This is a genomic window from Streptomyces sp. NPDC048612, assembly GCF_043199295.1.
GTDB lineage: Bacteria > Actinomycetota > Actinomycetes > Streptomycetales > Streptomycetaceae > Streptomyces.
The window spans coordinates 47,726-64,223 of the sequence record NZ_JBICVV010000023.1 but is presented as its reverse complement, the minus strand read 5'-3'; the positions used below and the strand labels follow the sequence as shown (position 1 = coordinate 64,223).

Annotated in this window: 11 protein-coding genes; 7 read left to right on the top strand and 4 right to left on the bottom strand. The window is 70.5% G+C overall.

Annotation, left to right across the window (positions count from 1 at the left end; all coding sequences use genetic code 11):
• Window positions 1–63 precede the first annotated feature (63 nt).
• Together ACGFN2_RS28540 and ACGFN2_RS28535 are read left to right on the top strand one after the other, a co-directional pair.
• Window positions 64–963 (top strand): TauD/TfdA family dioxygenase, encoded by a 900-nt coding sequence (locus tag ACGFN2_RS28540; protein WP_362614626.1) that lies wholly within the window; start codon window positions 64–66, stop codon window positions 961–963.
• A 177-nt stretch (window positions 964–1,140) separates the two neighbouring features.
• Window positions 1,141–3,135, top strand: coding sequence for a hypothetical protein (locus ACGFN2_RS28535; RefSeq protein ID WP_393365338.1), 1,995 nt, complete (start codon window positions 1,141–1,143; stop codon window positions 3,133–3,135).
• A gap of 188 nt (window positions 3,136–3,323) precedes the next feature.
• Here the strand turns inward: ACGFN2_RS28535 and ACGFN2_RS28530 are convergent, their stop codons facing one another.
• Window positions 3,324–4,394: a PP2C family protein-serine/threonine phosphatase gene (locus ACGFN2_RS28530; RefSeq protein WP_362614631.1), complete on the bottom strand. Its 1,071-nt coding sequence runs from the start codon at window positions 4,392–4,394 to the stop codon at window positions 3,324–3,326.
• A gap of 435 nt (window positions 4,395–4,829) precedes the next feature.
• Here ACGFN2_RS28530 and ACGFN2_RS28525 point away from each other — a divergent pair, with 435 nt between their 5' ends.
• Complete coding sequence (locus ACGFN2_RS28525; RefSeq protein WP_393365335.1) at window positions 4,830–6,314, top strand: MDR family MFS transporter; 1,485 nt, start codon at window positions 4,830–4,832, stop codon at window positions 6,312–6,314.
• A gap of 206 nt (window positions 6,315–6,520) precedes the next feature.
• Here ACGFN2_RS28525 and ACGFN2_RS28520 read toward each other — a convergent pair whose 3' ends face one another.
• From ACGFN2_RS28520 to ACGFN2_RS28510, 3 genes are all read right to left on the bottom strand, one after another.
• Entirely contained in the window at window positions 6,521–8,434 is a 1,914-nt protein-coding gene (locus ACGFN2_RS28520) for a copper resistance CopC/CopD family protein (RefSeq protein WP_393365333.1), read from the bottom strand.
• A 434-nt stretch (window positions 8,435–8,868) separates the two neighbouring features.
• The gene (locus tag ACGFN2_RS28515) at window positions 8,869–9,549 is read right to left on the bottom strand and encodes an endonuclease domain-containing protein (protein ID WP_393365462.1); all 681 of its coding nucleotides are present in this window, start codon (window positions 9,547–9,549) and stop codon (window positions 8,869–8,871) included.
• Between the two features lie 479 nt (window positions 9,550–10,028).
• Complete coding sequence (locus ACGFN2_RS28510) at window positions 10,029–10,601, bottom strand: MarR family transcriptional regulator (protein ID WP_362614007.1); 573 nt, start codon at window positions 10,599–10,601, stop codon at window positions 10,029–10,031.
• A 245-nt stretch (window positions 10,602–10,846) separates the two neighbouring features.
• Between ACGFN2_RS28510 and ACGFN2_RS28505 the strand changes: the two genes are divergently transcribed.
• The 4 genes from ACGFN2_RS28505 to ACGFN2_RS28490 all read left to right on the top strand — a co-directional run bounded on the left by ACGFN2_RS28505 (window position 10,847) and on the right by ACGFN2_RS28490 (window position 16,416).
• Window positions 10,847–11,917, top strand: coding sequence for an alkene reductase (locus ACGFN2_RS28505; protein WP_393365331.1), 1,071 nt, complete (start codon window positions 10,847–10,849; stop codon window positions 11,915–11,917).
• A gap of 44 nt (window positions 11,918–11,961) precedes the next feature.
• Window positions 11,962–12,864 (top strand): zinc-binding alcohol dehydrogenase family protein, encoded by a 903-nt coding sequence (locus tag ACGFN2_RS28500; protein WP_393365329.1) that lies wholly within the window; start codon window positions 11,962–11,964, stop codon window positions 12,862–12,864.
• Between the two features lie 166 nt (window positions 12,865–13,030).
• Window positions 13,031–13,825 carry an alpha/beta fold hydrolase gene (locus ACGFN2_RS28495; protein WP_393365327.1) on the top strand — a complete coding sequence of 265 codons (795 nt, stop codon included), beginning with the start codon at window positions 13,031–13,033 and terminating at the stop codon, window positions 13,823–13,825.
• A 245-nt stretch (window positions 13,826–14,070) separates the two neighbouring features.
• Window positions 14,071–16,416 carry an ATP-binding protein gene (locus tag ACGFN2_RS28490; RefSeq protein ID WP_393365325.1) on the top strand — a complete coding sequence of 782 codons (2,346 nt, stop codon included), beginning with the start codon at window positions 14,071–14,073 and terminating at the stop codon, window positions 16,414–16,416.
• The last annotated feature ends 82 nt before the right edge of the window (window positions 16,417–16,498 follow it).

The window sequence follows — 16,498 nt, the reverse complement described above, 5'->3', positions numbered from 1 at the left end:
TCCCAAGGAACCTCCCTGCCCCTCACCTCCTGAGATGCCGGAAACCCTGAAAGGAATACACACATGAGCACCAGCACAGGCTTCGATATCCGTCGGATCGGCGGACGCATCGGCGCCGAGATCGTCGGTGTCGACCTCTCCACCGACCTCGACCCGGCGCTCGTCGCCGAGATCAACGCGGCGCTGCTGGAACACAAGGCGCTGGTCTTCCGCGGCCAGCGGCTGGACGACGCGGGACAGCTGCGCTTCGCCTCCCTCTTCGGTGAACTCACCACCGCCCACCCCACCGTCCCGTCCGTGGACGGGCAGCCCAACGTCCTGCCCGTCGACGGGGACGAGGGCATCCGCGCCAACCACTGGCACACCGACGTGACCTTCGTCCGCACGCCCCCGAAGGCGTCGACTCTGCGCAGCATCGTCGTCCCGCCCTACGGCGGCAACACACTGATCGCCAACTCGGCCGCGGCCTACCAGGATCTGCCCCAGCCGCTGCGCGAGCTGGCGGACAAGCTGTGGGCGGTGCACACCAACGCCTACGACTACGCCGCCCCCAAGACCACCAAAGCGGCCGAACACCGCAAGCAGTTCGTCTCGCGCACGTACCGCACCGCCCACCCGGTGGTACGCGTGCACCCCGAGACGGGGGAGCGCGGCCTGTACATCGGCGGCTTCGCGCAGACCATCGAGGGTCTCGGCCCGTCTGAATCCCGAGACCTGCTGCGCATCTTCCAGTCGTATGTGACACGGCCGGAGAACATCGTCCGGGTGAGCTGGACGCCTGGTGACCTCGTCCTGTTCGACAACCGCATCACCCAGCACTACGCCCCCGACGACTACGGCGACCTCCCGCGCCTGCTGCACCGCGTCACCGTCGCCGGCGACGCCCCCGTGGGCATCGCCGGCACCTCCAGCCGCGCCCTGGAAGGCGGCGACACCGACCACTACACCCCGGCAGTGGCCTGACCCCCGAGGGGGTAGGTGGGCCGAAACGAGGGCACCTGACCGGGAAGCTTTCCTGGTCAGGTGCCCTTCAGCTGTATGACCTCAGGCGGCTCGGCAGCTCAACTCCGTGGCTGACAACCGACATTCGATGACAAGATGTCCGTCGGGGAATGGCTCGGCCGAGGCATGGGGGCATGCGTGGCACGCACGGTACGTGAGGCGCTGGACGAGGTGGCGTGGGAGCGGCTGGCGTCGACACTCGGGCACGGCCCGGCGGCCGAACTGCAAGGCGCGTTGCGGGGGTTGGTGAGCAGAGGCGCGGCGGCGACCGAGAGGGACTGCGACCCGTTGTTCGCATGCGTGGCGTTGGGTACCGGACGGGTGACTCCCGCGGCGACCGCCGCGCTGCCGCTCGTCGTCGCTCTCGCCGCCGATCCGGACATGGGCGCCCGAGCCAGCCTCGTTCAACTACTGACGGGCCTCGCCGAGGAAGCGGCCGCAGTCGGCGAGGAGCGTGTGGACCCGGGGTGGCACGAGGCATGGCGGCGCCAGCGGACCAGGCTCCTGGTACTGCTCGCGGACCCCCTGCCCGAGGTGCGAAGAGAGGCCCTGCCCCTCGCGGAGGGCGTCGGCATGCTGCTGGAGCGGTGGCAGGCCGAGACGGACCCGGCGGTGCGGCTGCCTGTGCTGCTCGCGCTGGGAACCGCCGCGGCGGAGTCGGACGAAGCCGGGGCGGTGGAACGGGTACGAGGCGTCGTGACCGAGGTGCTGCGGCACGGCGATCCCGTCATGCGGGTCGCGGCCGTGCACGCCTGGGCCGCGTTCGCCCCCCATGCAGCGTCCCGTGAGCAGGATTTGTTGGTCGCGGCGCTGTCCGACCCGGCCGTGCGCCCGCGGTTCGAGGCACTCTGGCACGTGCCGGACGTCGACGGTCCCCTCACCCGGGAGGACGTCCTCTCCTGGACGGCGAGCCTCCTCAAGGACGCGCCGCAGACAGCGCTCTCCCTCGTCGTCCGGCTCGTCGGCGCGGCAGGCGAAACCGGCGACACCCTGCTGTGCCGGGCCGCGCTGGACGAGGGGTGGCGGCTGCTGGTGGTGATGCCCTCCGCGGCATCCGAGCTGCTGCCGCGTGCCTGCGCACTGCTGGCCGACCCGGACGACGGCGTACGGTACCGGGCGGCCCACCTGCTCGCGGCACTGGGCGCGCGGGCGGCCGGGTACGCCGACGAACTCGCGGCGCTCCTCGACGACATGGGCGAGGACGACTACTTCGAGGGCACCGTCGGCGACCACGCCCGCTGGGCGCTGACCCGCATGGACGACCGGCGCGCCCTGCCGGGACTGGTCGAGCGGCTGTACGCGCCCTACCGGGACCAGTGCGGCCGCGGATACGGCCTGGGTGACCCGCACCTGCCGGAGGTCGAAGACGTGCTGACCCCACTGGGCGCGCACGCGGAGGTGCTCCTGCCCGAGGTGCGGCAGGTGCTCCGCGACGACGGCAAGGGCGGCGCGCTGACCTGTCCCTTCCTGCGTGTACTCCAGGCGTGGGGGCCAGCCGCTGCGCCCGCGCTGCCGGAGGTGGTGGCCCTGCTCGACGACGCCCGGTACGCGTCGTACGCACTCGACACCCTGGTGGCGATGGGTCCGGCAGCGGCCTCCGCGGTACCCGCCGTGCGCCGGTGCACGGACCTCGACTTCCCGGTCGACTCGCGGCAGGTGGCATGGGCCGCCTGGCGGCTCGGCGGGGGCGGACGGGAAGCGGCGCTGCGGCACATCGGTGAGGCGGTGCTGACGGAGGAGAACGCGTCCTACGCCATCACGCTCCTGGGCGACTTCGGCCCGGCGGCCGTGCCCTACGCGAACCGGGTACGGCAGCTCGTCGAGCACGGTGACGCCTGGCTGCGGCCACGGGCCGCGGTCGCCCTCTGGTCGATCACGGGCGATCCGCGGCCGAGCGCGCCCGTCCTGGAGGAAGGCCTCGCCTCGATCGCCCACGGCGCCGACACCTACGGCAGCTTCCTCTACGCGCTGCGCGCCCTCGCCCGCATCGGCACCCTCTCCTCCGAGGCCCGGGCGGACCTGCTCCGGGTGCGGCAATTCGACCGGCCGCTGGCGACGTACCGTGACTACCGGGCGATCCTCCAGGACGAAACGATCCGGGCCGCGATCGACGACCTCCTCGCTCTGCCCTGACTGCCCTGACTGCCCGGCCGGGACGGTTCGCCGGTGAACAGCCGTGGACTGCCGCGCCTCAGCCGCCTCTCCGCCGAGGCGTCCTTCTGCTGGTCATATCCCGCGTCGGTCGGAATTCTGCCGCTTGCGCCGCCACCTGCACCCGGAATATCGGCGGGAAGGCAATACCACGATTCCCGCCCGCGTGCTCATCCAGGCTCAGCGGGCGGCTGGTCCCGTCGACCAACAGGCGGCTCCGGAGCGGCGCACAGGCGCACCGCGAGGGCGGCGATGTCGTCGTCGAGGCGTCCTTTGCTGTGGTGGAGGAGGCCGTGGTGAAGAGCGTTGATCAGTTCGCCGGGCCGTCCCGGGGGCTGCCGGTGCAGCCAGGTCGCCAGCGGGAAGAAGTCGCCGTCGCGGTCGCGGGCCTCGGCGACACCGTCGGTATAGAGGAGCAGCAGGTCGCCGGAGGCGAAGTCGAAGACATCGATGCTGTAGTCATCGCCGATCAGCGCCGCGAGGTTGAGGAGTGGTGAGGGGGCGGTGGGCTCCAGGGCGCGGACTTTGCCGTGGTTCAGGAGCAGCGGCGGGGGATGCCCGCAGTTGAGGATGCCGATCGTGCCGCCCCCGTGGGGGATCTCGGCGAGAAGGGCGGTCGTGAAGCGCTCCATCGTGCCCTCGGGGGGAAAGGCGGCGTTGTAACGGGTGCTGCTGGCCTCCAGACGGCGGGCGATACTGACCAGGTCGGCCTCGTCGTAGGCGGCCTCCCGGAAGCAGTTGACCATCGCCGCCGCCGAGCCCACCGCCGGCAGGCCCTTGCCCCGCACATCGCCGATGAGCAGCCGCACCCCGTACTCCGTGTCGACCGCCTCGTAGAAGTCGCCGCCGATACTGGCCTCCGCAGCGGCCGCGAGATACAGCCCCTCGATCTCGATGCCCCCGAAGCGGCGCGGCATCGGACTCAGGACCACCTGCTGCGCCGTGTCGGCGACCAGCCGGACGTGGAACAGCGTCTGCTCCCGCCGGAGCCGGACATGGCTTCCGTACGCGGCGGCCACGGTGACCGCGACGACCCCCGCCGCCGTCCACCACGTCCCCAGGTCGGGGAAGACGATGCCGAGCCCGATCATGAGCAGAAGGCAGACCGTCCCCAGCAGGACGGTGGGGAGTACGGGCCACATGGCGGCGGCGAGGGCCGGCGCCGCGGGCAGGAGCCGGCTGAAAGCCAGTTCCGGGGGAGTCGCGTATGCCAGGCCGGCGATGACCACGGTCAGGATCACCGGAGACAGCAGAGTGAGAGGCCCCCGGCCTTGGCGACGACGGAGGCGCAGCCGTCCAGGTCTGATCACGCTTCGTAGGATATCTAGGCAGAGCGGGACATAGTGCTCCAGCCGGTTGGAGTCGGCCGCCTGTGGCCCGGACGGGGGCCGTTCCGGTGACTGGCTCGCCGGACTCTCCCGGCTGTCCGGAACGGGTCTCCGGCGTGGTGGCAGGCGGCGGCGAGGCACGGTAAGCCGACCGCGAGATTGCCGGCGGGTGTCTTCGTGAGCAGGTGAAAATTGGGGTGAGATCGGTGGGATGATGCGAAAGACTCGGGCCCGACCGATGAGTTTTTCCAGGCGTGCCGGTCTCTCCTTACGATCACCGCCCATGTTCGTGCCGACAGCCCCTGGCTGCGAGGCGACTGCGACCAGGAACCCCAGCGAGGTGCTGCCATGTCAGCTGCTATGCAAGAACGACCGGCCGTGCAGGCGGGCCGAATACCGACCGTGGTGCGGCTGCTGGTGCTGGCCACCTTCGTGGTGATCCTGAACGAGACGATCCTGATCAACGCCATCCCGCGGCTGATGGAGTCGTTGCACATCACCCAGCAGTCGGCGCAGTGGGTGTCCACCGCGTTCATGCTGACCATGGCCGCCGTGATTCCGGTCACCGGCTGGTTCCTGCAGCGGGTCACCACCCGGCAGGCCTACGCCATCGCGATGGGCGTGTTCCTCGCGGGGACCGCCCTGTCCGCCATCGCGCCCTCCTTCGAGGTGCTGCTGCTCGGCCGGATCGTGCAGGCCGCGGGTACCGCCGTGATGATGCCCTTGCTGATGACCACGCTGATGATCGTGGTGCCCGAGCAGGACCGCGGGCGGGTGATGGGCAACGTCACCCTGGCGATCTCGGTGGCGCCCGCACTCGGACCCGCCGTGGCCGGGCTGATCCTGCAGGCCGGCTCCTGGCGGCTGCTGTTCGTGGTCGTCCTGCCGATCGCGGCTCTGGTGACCTTCTTCGGGCTGCGCAAGATGGAGAACATCGGCGAACCGCAGGTGAGCTCCATCGACTGGTTCAGCGTGTCCGTGGCGACGCTCGGCTTCGGCGGCCTGGTCTACGGGCTGAGCCTCTTCGGCGAGGCCGGCGGCGGCGTCGGGCCCGGTATCGGCGTCGTCGTCGCCGGGGTCGCGGCCATCGCGGTCTTCGTGATCCGCCAGCTCAAACTGCAGCGCACCGGTACGCCTCTGATGGACCTGCGCATCCTCGGGCACCGTACGTACAGCCTCTCCCTGGCCCTCATCTCCATCGGCTTCCTTGCGATGCTCGGGGCGATGATCCTGCTGCCGCTGTACCTGCAGAACATCCGCGGGCTCAGCCCGCTGGAGACCGGCCTGCTGGTGATGCCGGGTGGTCTGGCCATGGGCCTGCTCGGACCGACCGTGGGAAAGGTGTTCGACCGGTTCGGCAGCCGGCCGCTGGTGCTGCCCGGTTCGATCGGCATGGTGCTCTCCCTCGGCGGTTTCACCCAGGTCTCGATGACGATGCCGTTCTGGCAGGTGCTGGGACTGCACGCGCTGCTGATGGTGAGCCTGGCGGCGACCTTCACCCCTGTCTTCACCCTCGGCATGGGCGCGCTTCCCCCGCACCTGTACTCGCACGGCAGCTCGATGCTCGGGACGCTGCAGCAGGTCGCCGCGGCGTTCGGGACCGCGCTTGTGGTGACCGTGATGACCGCGCGCAGCGGACACCTGGTCGCCGAAGGCGTCGCCCCCGCGCCCGCGGAGCTGAGCGGGATGAAGCTGGCCTTCGGCATCGCCGCCGCGCTCACCGTGGTGACCATCGTCGTCGCCGCGAACCTTCCGCGCCGTATCGCCACCGATGACACTGCCGCTGACGCCCAGGCCCCCGACAGCGCCGTGGACCAGCCGACCGGATCGTGAGGGCTGGGCGGAGCGAACCGTCTGCGTCGGCCCCACCTCCGGGTCGTCGATGCCGAAAGCTCGGGGCGTCGCGGTCACCGACCGGCCCCTGAGCGGCCGGTGAGCGGGTGCCGCTCACCGGCCACCACAGTGCGCCGCAGGCCATGTGCCTGCGGCGCACTGGCGTCCGGTGGGGCGCCATTGGTGCCCGTGCCGCCTCCGATGCCTCACCTGATGTCCAGCACCGCCGTCTCGGTGTCCTGCTCGATGTCGTTGGTGCGCACCGTGACGGCCAGTTTCCACTTTCCGGGCATGGGGATCTCGAAGTCCTCCGCCGCCCAGTAGCCGCCGGTCTTCTTCATCTTCACGCGGAGGGGGCCGATGCCCTTGCCGGGGAGTGTGAGGGTCACCTTGAGTTCCGGTACGACGGCCACACCGCCGTCGGGCGTGCGCACCAGGGCGTTCAGCGCGTTCGTGCCGGTGGTGCCGGGTTCCACCGTGACGGCGGCCTTTCCCCTGCCCCGGCCTTTCGGGGCGCCGGTGTCGAAGGGGACGTTGACGTACGTCGCTGCCTGCTGATTCGCGACCGACGGGGTTACCGGTGCGGCGGCCGGCCGGCTGTCGTTGCGTGCGGGCTCGGTGCCGGTGAGCAGCGTGGTGAGGGCCAGGACGATCCCGGCGACGGCTGCCTCCGCCACAACGGAACGGCGCAGGGCGCGGAGGGCGGGCGAACCGGCGTCGTGCGGCGCGGTGTCTGTGTGTGGCGCGGGGTCTGCGGCGAGGGAGAGGAGTACGGGCGCCCCGCCTCCCGATGTGCCGGCGTTCTCTCCGGCCGAGGCGGCCTCTGCGGCCTCGGCCGAGACGCCCCTTGCCGGAGCGCCCGCCGAGGGGACCGCGACCAGGTGGACTTCCGGTGCCCGGTCCCGCTCGATATCGGCTCGTGCGGTGAGGGGACGCAGCCTCCGCGTCCACCGGCGGGAGAGTCCGGCCGCGAGCAGCATGAGCAGGACGGCGCCCAGTTTGGCGAGCAACAGCGTCCCGTACAAGGTGGAGCCGAGGGCCTGCCACGAACCCACCTGCCGCCAGGACTGGTAGAGCCCCGTGAGGACGATGGCGACGACCGCCAGGAAGGCCATACGCGAGAAGCGCGCGGCGACGGCGTCCATGCCGTCGTCTTCGGCACCGGACCGCTTCAGCGCGACGAGCAGCGCGGCCAGCCCACCCAGCCACACGGCCATGGCCCCGGAGTGCACCACGGACATCGGCACGGCCAAAGCCACCTGTGGTCCCACCGAGGCGTGCTCCGCCAGCGACCAGGTGCCGGCCACCGCGGCGGCGATGACGGTGCCCAGGGCGAGGCAGGCTCGCCGCGGTCCGCCGACGAGATCGCCGCTCAGCCGCTGCCCGAGGAAGTTCCACAACAGCCAGATACCGAGCAGCAGTGCCACCCGTGCCATCAGGAACTGCCCGGGGTCGCTGACCAGGGTGTTGCGGAGGGCCGTCACATCGAACGCACCGCTCGGTCCGCTTCCGGCCTCGTACGGTGCCCGCAAGAGGAGTTGGGTGACCGTGGACGCCAACAGCAGCCACCAGCCCGCACCCATGAGCCGGCGCAGCGGCCGCAGGCGCATGCCCCGTGGGAGACACCGGACGGCGAAGGCGGCGACCCCCACCATCAGCGTGTACCCCGCGTAGGTCGTGCCGCGGGCCACGCCGTACAGCGCACCCGTCACCTCGCTCGCCGGAGAATCCGTCGGCAGTGCGACCCGGGAGGATGACGCCTTTCCTATGGAGAAGGCGAACGCCCCGGAGATCGGGTGGCTGTCCGCCGACACCGCTCGCCACGACACCGTGTAGGTGCCCTTGCCCAAGCCCCCGGGCAGTGCCGCACGAATCGTGGCACGGTCGTCCGGGGCCCAGCCCGCCTCACCGAGGTTCACCCGCTTGCCGTCCGGCGCGAAGACGCGGAGCGGCTGATCGGGCAGGGACATCGTCTCGCTGAAGGTGATCGCGACCGTCTTCGGTGGGGTCTTGAGGACCGAACCCTCAGCCGGAGCGGTACTGGACACCTTGGCGTGCGCGGACGCCGTACCGGCGCCGCCCAGCACCAGCCCCCACGTGGAGGCCACAAGAAGCAGCACGGCCAGTATCCCGCGGCATGAGCGACTGCGCCGCGGCGTGCCAGTAGGCATGAGAGCTCTCCATACACTCGGTCGTCATCCACTGGCCGGCCCGCACCACACCCGCCCATGTCCGCGTCGCGGCGGTGCTGAACGGGTGTTGCCCGGCGGCTCAGGGCCCGCCTCCGCACCGGCCTGCCGCGCCACATGCGGGAGCCGGACGCAGACGACCTCATCACCTCATGAACACGCGCCTCGGCGACGCTCTTTGGCACCTTCTGACATAGGCCGCAGCCCACCCTTGCGCCTCTGCCAACCACGCTGTTAAAGACGGGAGAGGCGCGTGCCGCATCGCCGTGGGCGTCGAGCCGCGGCGGGGGAGCGTTTCGACGGGCCGCGCTCCGGAGCGCGGCCGGCTGTTCGGCACCGTCATCATCCAGCGGCAGCCACGTAACTCACCGTGACATCTGGGGAGTCGACGTCCCCGCGGAACCGCACACGCCGGCTGATCCAGTCCTCGAAGAGGGGAGGGGCGCGTTCCCGGGCTGTGGCCGGAAGGTGCCCTCGTACCACCCCAGTCCGTGTCGGTTGCAGGAAATGCACAGCAGCCCTCGCACGCAGTCCTTGCAGTAGTTCTGCGGCTCGTGCCCGCTGGTGCAGTTGTGGGCGTGGTCGAGCTGCCAGCCCCGCTGCCCCGGGTCCGCTGTCCCGCACAGGCAGCGGCCGCCCTGCAGAGCGAGGATCGCGTCGCGGGCGAACTGCGAGATGCCCCGGCCGTAGTGCACGAAGCACAGGCCACGCGAGTGGGGTGCGGCCGTACAGTCCGCGTACCGGCACGTCGGCCCCCAGTCCGCCTGTGACTTCCATCCCCGTATGGGCGTGAGCGGCTTGCCGTCGGACCACTGCTGGTAGTGGGTGGAGCAGTAGCCGCCGGACGAGTGCGGACGGTCGCACGGCGGGGCATCGAACCGGCACGTGCTGTACAGGCCGGCCGGCAACTTCGACCTGATGGGCCGGAGCGGAACTCCTTGACGCGCTTGCTCATAGTGCGACTTGCACAACGGCACGCCCCCCGACCGGGCCCGGAAGCGCCGCCCGCACCCCTGGAAACTGCATTCTTCGACGCCCTGGCTCATCGCCACCCCCGGCCTTCCCCACGGTCGCGCACCAGACTTGAGCGGGAACCTACCGCACCCACTGCGGGCCTCGGCCGTCTTCCGGCACCGGAGCGGCGCGAGTGCGTGGCGTCGGCACGGCTCGTGCGGGACACCGATGTATGGGTTGCCACGGCCGACGGCATCGCGGTGCCGTGAACGGGGCGTGCCGCCATCGCTGCCGGGTGGCGTGCGGATCAGGTAGCGCCCGGAGCAGGTAGTGCTACACGTATTTCTCCCCTGCCCAAGACCACAGGGTGCCGGGAGAGTGAAGGGGCTGCTGCTTCCGGTCCCTGCGTAGGCGACTTACGGAGTGGGACGGAGGGGCCGTCGACTGGACGGCTCCGGTGAGGTGGCAGACCGCGTAAGCGCCTATCGATGTACGGGGAATTGGTTTGTCATGCCGGAGCGGTGCAAGCGTCCGTATCCCGCAGTGCCGGGTCATGCATTGAGCGTGACCGTCAGGTCCGTCCACCGGCTGGTCTCTGGTCGCGGTCGAGGTGCGGACACTCCTCGTGCGTGCAGAGGGGATCGGCGGCGGCCCGCACGAGGTTGCGTTCCAGGCGTTCCAGCGTGTGCAGGGCCGCGGTGCGCTCGTCGACGGAGAGGTCGGCTGCCACCAGGTCCTCAAGGAGGCTCCAGCTCTGCTCGACCTCCCGGCGCAGGGCATGGCCGGCGGCGGTGGGTTCGATGAGTGACGCGCGCCTGTCGGTGAGTGAGCGGCGGCGGACGAAACCGGCCTGCTCCAGGCGCCGCACGGTACGGGTCATGGTGGTGGCGTCGGAGTCCATCAGCCGCACCAGGTCCGTCTGCCGCTGTGCGCCGAGTTCCCACAGATGCATCATGACCAGCTCCTGGCCTGGGTGGAGACCGATGCGGCGCAGGTGCCGCCCCGCGCACATGCGGTGCAGTCGCGCCAGGCGGAAGATCGCGTGGCTGATCGGGCCGCTGCCGGCCGCGGCCGGGACCGGGACGGTGGCCTCTTGCCCCGGCCCCGCGGAACCCCATCCGGCCTCCGGGGTGAACTGTGGCATTTTCCCTCGATTACTTGCTCGGACAACTTGAGTGTACTTGCTGGCGATGTCTTGTCGTGGGGCTCGGTGGCCCCTTGTCTGGCATGGGAAAACGCCGGGTATGGCGTGCTTCACAGTGAGCCTCGGGAATGGCTGCTGGTGATCCACTTGTTCGGATAGGTGATTTACTTGTTCGGACAGGCAGCGTCGCCGGGGGCGGCGGAACGCCTGAGCCGTAGAGCGACACCTATCCAGAGGAAGAGACCATGACCACTGCTTTCGATCCGATCGACCTGGGCGGCAAGCGCCTGACCAGTCGCGTCGTCATGGCTCCGATGACCCGCAGCCGTGCGTACGGGCCCGGTGCCGAGCCGACCGAGCTGATGGCGACGTACTACGCACAGCGCGCCAGTGCGGGGCTGCTCGTGACGGAGGGCATCCAGCCCTCGCCGGTCGGCCAGGGCTACCCCGACACCCCCGGTCTGCACACGGCCGGGCAGATCCAGGCATGGCGGACGGTGACCGACGCCGTGCACCGCGACGGCGGCGCGATCTTCGCCCAGCTGATGCACACCGGCCGGATCGGCCACCCCAGCCTGCTGCCCGAGGGCCTGGTGCCGGTCGCGCCGTCGCCGGTGGCCGCCAAGGGCCAGGTGTACACCCACCAGGGCCCGAAGGAGTACGTGACGCCGAAGGAGCTGACCGAGGCGGAGATCCGGCAGACCGTCGCCGACTTCGCCGACGCGGCCCGTAACGCGATCCAGGCCGGCTTCGACGGCGTGGAACTCCACGGCGCCAACGGCTACCTGATCCACCAGTTCCTCGCGCCCAACACCAACCTGCGCACCGACGCCTGGGGCGGCGACACCGAGGGCCGTATCCGGTTCGCGGTGGAGGTCGTCGCCGCCGTGGCCGAGGCGATCGGCAGCCACCGGGTGGGCCTGCGGATCTCGCCCGGGAACGTCTACAACGACATCGCCGAGGACGATCCGACCGAGGTCTACGCGGCGCTGCTGGACCGGCTCGCCGCCCTGGACCTGGCCTATCTGCACCTGATGGAGGGCCCGGACCGCTCCCTGACCGCGCGGCTGCGCAAGGCCTGGCCCGGCACGTTCGTCCTCAACCCGTTCACCTACCCGGACGCCACCGGCCCGGACGCGCTGGCGCTGGTCGAGGACGGCAGCGCGGACATGGTCGCCTACGGAGCGCTGTTCCTGGCCAACCCCGACCTCCCGGCCCGCCTGGCCGCCGGTGGTCCGTTCAACACCCCGGACAAGGCCACCTTCTACGGCGGCGACCACCGCGGCTACACCGACTACCCCACCCTCACCGCCTGACCGGAACCCCTGACCAGGTTCCACACCCCCTACGGGAGTTTCTGATGTCCCAAGCGATCACCTTCTCCGCATACGGCGCCCCCGACGTGCTGCAGCTGTCAGCGGTCGACACGCCGGAGCCGGGCCCGGGCCAGGTCCGTATCCGGGTGCGGGCGGCCTCCGTGAACCCCCTCGACATGAAGATCCGGTCCGGCCTGATGGCCGGCAAAGTCCCCGCGCACTTCCCCGTGACCCCCGGCCTGGACGCGGCCGGTGTCGTCGACGCCGTCGGCGAGGGAGCCGAGGCGGCCGTCGGGGACGAGGTCCTCGGTGCCACGGCCGGCGGCAGCTACGGCGAGTACGCCCTGCTCGACCGGGCAGTCGCCAAGCCCGCGGCCCTGTCCTGGGAGGTCGCCGCCTCACTGGTCACCGTCGGCCAGACCGCGTTCCGTGTCCTCGCTCAGTCGGGTGTGCAAGCGGGGCAGACCCTGCTGATCCACGGCGCCGCCGGGAGCGTGGGCGTCATCGCGGTACAGCTGGCCGTGGCCCGCGGCATCACCGTCATCGGAACGGTCGGCGCACACGACGACGACCGTCTCACCGCGCTCGGAGCCACCGCTGTCCGCTACGGCGACGGCTGGGTGGAGCGCGTGCAGGCCGCAGCTCCCCAGGGAGTCGACCACGTCATCGACGCCTCCGGCGCCGGCGTGCTCGCCGAGTCCGTCGCCCTGACCGGTGACAGCGCACACGTCATCACCATCGCCGACCTGTCCGCCGCGCAGCACGGCGTCCGCTTCAGCGCGGGCGCCGCCGACCAGTCCGAAACCCTTCCGGAGCTGGTGCGGAGCGCCGCCGACGGCACGCTCACGGTGCCGGTCTGGCGCACCTACCCCCTGGCGGAGGCCGCGCAGGCCCACACCGACCTGGAAGCCCGCCGCAACCGCGGCAAGGCCGTCCTGCTGCCCTGATTCCCCCGGCCGGCCGCGGCGTCGCGGCCGGCTCCCGCCCGGGACCGCCACTCCGCACCGACCACCGACGGCCGGGCACCGCTGCCTTCCCCGGAGTGCATCCGCCCCAGATCGCAGCGCCCAAGAACCACCTGACCCCGATACCCCTCGAAGAACGGAACGCACCATGTCAGCGCACACCCTGCCCGAAGCGACCTTCTCCCGCACCGTCCTGGGCTCCGGCCCCGGCCTCGCGCTGGCCCACGGGGCCGGCAGCAGCGTGGTCGGCACGTACGGCCCGATACTGGATGGCCTGGCAGCCGGCCACACCGTCGTCGGCATCGACTACCCCGGCAGCGGCGCCACCCCCCGCTCCACCACACCGCTGCAGCTGGACGAACTGGCCGACCAGCTCGTCGCGGCCGCCGTCGCCGAGGGCCTGGACACCTTCGCGCTGTCCGGTTACTCCCTCGGCGGCCCCGTCGCCATCCGCGCCGCCGCCCGTCACCCCGAGCGCGTCACCGCCCTCGTGCTGACCGCCACCTTCCCGTACCGGGACAGCCATCTCGCGCTCGCCGCGTCCGTCTGGCGCAAGCTGGCCGAGTCGGGCGACCGCGAACTGCTGGCCGAGTACCTGACGATGATGGCTCTGGGCGCCGACGCGCTGCAGGCGATGCCGGACGAGCAGATCCAGCAGGCGATCGGGTTCACCGCCGCCAGCATCGAGGAGGGCACCCCCGAGCACGCCGAGCTGGCCCCCCGGGTCGACGTCCGCGACGACCTGCCGCACATCAAGGTGCCCACCCTGGTCGTCTCCACCACCCAGGACGAGTTCACCTCCACCCGCATGCACCGCCAGCTCGCCGACACCATCCCCGGCGCCCAGCTCGTGGAGATGCGCACCGGCCACCTGCCCATGGTGGAGCGCCCCGAGGAGTGGCAGAAGCTCATCACCGACTTCCTCGACCGGCACCGCGCCTGAGGCTCACCGCTGGTGGGGGTCGGGCCGTAGTCGAGGTGACCCCCACCAGCGGTGGCAGGCAGGTCCGAAAGGAGGTGTCGGTCCGTGAAGTGACAGCTCTCTGGAGGCGTTCTGCCGGGCCAGGGCAAGCCGCTGACCGCGAGCGACCGGCCACGCGGCGACGCTCGAACTCCCTGTCACAAACTACTTTCCAGTAGATTTTTATCCCGTTCGGGGGTCGATTAATCTCCGGAAGTATGACTTCCGTGGCTCGGCCCAATGTCCTGGAGAGTGTCGAGACCCTTCCGGTTGATGTCACCAGTTTTGTCGGCCGGCGGCAGCAGGTGACCGATGCGAAACGACTGCTCGCATCCTCAAGGCTTTTGACACTCACCGGCCCCGGAGGGGTGGGCAAGACGCGCCTTGCCCTGCACGTGGCCGCCGCCATGCGGCGGAGTTTCCGGGACGGCGTGCGGTTCGTCGAGCTGGCGGAATTGCGGGACTCCTCGCTGTTCGCGCACACGGTGGCGGCACAGCTCGGTCTGCACGACCAACCCTCGCGCACCACGCTCGACATGATTATCGAGTACCTCAGATCCCGCGAGGTACTTCTCACGCTTGATAACTGTGAGCACCTGATCGACGACTGCGCGCTGTTCATCGATGTCGTCGTGCGCGCGTGTCCGCAGGTGCAGATCCTGGCGACGAGCCGGCAGTCGCTCGGCGTGTACGGCGAGACGACACTGGTGGTTCCTCCGCTGCCGGTACCCAGTGCAGAAGCGGTGCCGTCGCCGGATGCGCTGACGCAGTACGACTCGGTGAAGCTGTTCGTCGACCGTGCCGGGGCCGTTCTGCCCGGGTTCAGTCTCCCCGGCCAGGACTGCGCGGCGATCGCCCGGCTGTGTCGCGCGCTCGACGGGATTCCGCTGGCGATCGAGCTGGCCACAGTGTGGCTGCGCGCCCTGTCGCTCGGTCAGATCGAGGAGCGCCTGTCCGAACGCTATCGCCTGCTCACCGTCAGCCCCCGGAACGCACCCACCCGGCAACGCACGCTGCAGGCGCTGATCGACTGGAGCTACGACCTGTGCTCGCCGCCCGAGCAACAACTCTGGGCCCGGGCCTCGGCATTCTCCGGCAGCTTCGACCTGGACGGCATCGAATATGTCGGTGCCGGTGACGGAATGGCGCCGGAGGAGATACGCAATATCGTCTTCTCGCTCGTCGACAAATCCATCCTGATCCGCGACGAGCGTGAGGGCTGCGTGCGTTATCGGATGCTGGAGACCATACGGGAGTACGGCGAGGCCCGGCTTGTGGCGGCCGACGAGTATGTTGCCGTCCACGGTCGCCATCGCGACTGGTACGTCCGCATGGTGGAGCAATTCCAGGCCGAATGGATGGGACCGGACCAGGATTCCTGGATTCTGCGGCTGCGGCGCGAGCACGCCAACTTGCGTGCGGCCCTTGGCTTTTGCCTCACCCAGCCCGGTGACGCCGTCGTCGCGCTGCGCATGGCGGACAAACTGGGGACCTACTTGGGTGTCCAGGGATTCAACAGCGTGACGCGCCACTGGCTCGACCAAGCGCTGGCGGCAAGTTCTGAGCCGTCGCCGGAGCGGACCTCGGCGTTGCGTCGAAACGGCTGGGTCGCGCTGCTGCAGGGCGACGTCGACGCCGCGCGGGCGCAGCTCGCCGAGGCCGCTGACCTGGCCGGGGAACTCGGCCTCACCAAGGAAAGCGCGTATGTGACGCTCGTGGAGGGGGTGAAAGCCGCATCCTCAGGAGACACCGAGAAGGCGGAGCGGCTCACCGGTGATGCCCTGTCCGGCTTCAGCTCGGGGGACGAAGTCAGCGGCAAGCTCCTCGCGATGTCCATCCACGGATTCATCCTCGGGCTCAACGGGCAGCGGGAGCGGGGCCTGGCCCTCCTTGAGGAAGCCGTTGCCCTCACCGTGCGGCGCGGAGAGGTGATCTGGCGTTCCTGGGCACTGCTGGCCCTCTCCTTCGTCGAGCTGGACCACGATCTGGCGCGCGCGGAAGCGGCGGCGCGCGAGGCCCTGAATCTGCGCCGCCGGGTGAGCGCCAAGTTCCTGATGGCCTTCGCCTTCGAAGTCCTCGCCTGGGTGAGTGAACGTCAGGCGCGCCATGTCCGGGCGGCGACCCTGAGCGGTGCCGCCGCCGCCATGTGGCAAGCGGTCGGCACCGCACCGGACACTTTTCAGCCGGTGGGCGTGGTGCACCATCAGCACATCGGCACGGTCCGCGCGGCCCTGGGCGACGACCGCTACGACGCCGCCTTCCAGCGCGGCCGCGACCTGTCCGAACAGGCAGCGGTGGACTACGCGCTCGGGACGACGGCCCCGGCCGGCGAACAACGTCAAGTCAGCGGTGAAGAGCCGGACTTGACGCCAAGAGAACGGCAGATCGCCAAGCTGGTCTCCGAGGGCCTGACCAACAAGGAGATCGCGACGCGCCTGGTCATCGCCCCCCGCACGGCCGAGGGACACGTCCAGCGCATCCTCACCAAGCTCGGATTCAGCTCCCGTGCGCAAATCGCCGCCTGGTACGTCAGCGGACAGCACGCCCGGGGGCTGTCCCTCCCCTCGAACTGACCTGGAGTCCGTCCCGGTTCCGATGCCGGTCGGTCAGGAGGCCGTTCGACGGCGGCCTGAGCCCTCGGCGCACGGTCCCGGC

Bases quoted from the DNA above. Each gene is read 5' to 3' on its own strand.
- ACGFN2_RS28540 (WP_362614626.1), top strand. From the start codon at position 64: ATGAGCACCAGCACAGGCTTCGATATCCGTCGGATCGGCGGACGCATC.
- ACGFN2_RS28495 (WP_393365327.1), top strand. From the start codon at position 13,031: ATGTCAGCGCACACCCTGCCCGAAGCGACCTTCTCCCGCACCGTCCTG.
- ACGFN2_RS28505 (WP_393365331.1), top strand. From the start codon at position 10,847: ATGACCACTGCTTTCGATCCGATCGACCTGGGCGGCAAGCGCCTGACC.
- ACGFN2_RS28510 (WP_362614007.1), bottom strand. From the start codon at position 10,601: ATGCCACAGTTCACCCCGGAGGCCGGATGGGGTTCCGCGGGGCCGGGG.
- ACGFN2_RS28525 (WP_393365335.1), top strand. From the start codon at position 4,830: ATGTCAGCTGCTATGCAAGAACGACCGGCCGTGCAGGCGGGCCGAATA.
- ACGFN2_RS28500 (WP_393365329.1), top strand. From the start codon at position 11,962: ATGTCCCAAGCGATCACCTTCTCCGCATACGGCGCCCCCGACGTGCTG.
- ACGFN2_RS28515 (WP_393365462.1), bottom strand. From the start codon at position 9,549: ATGAGCCAGGGCGTCGAAGAATGCAGTTTCCAGGGGTGCGGGCGGCGC.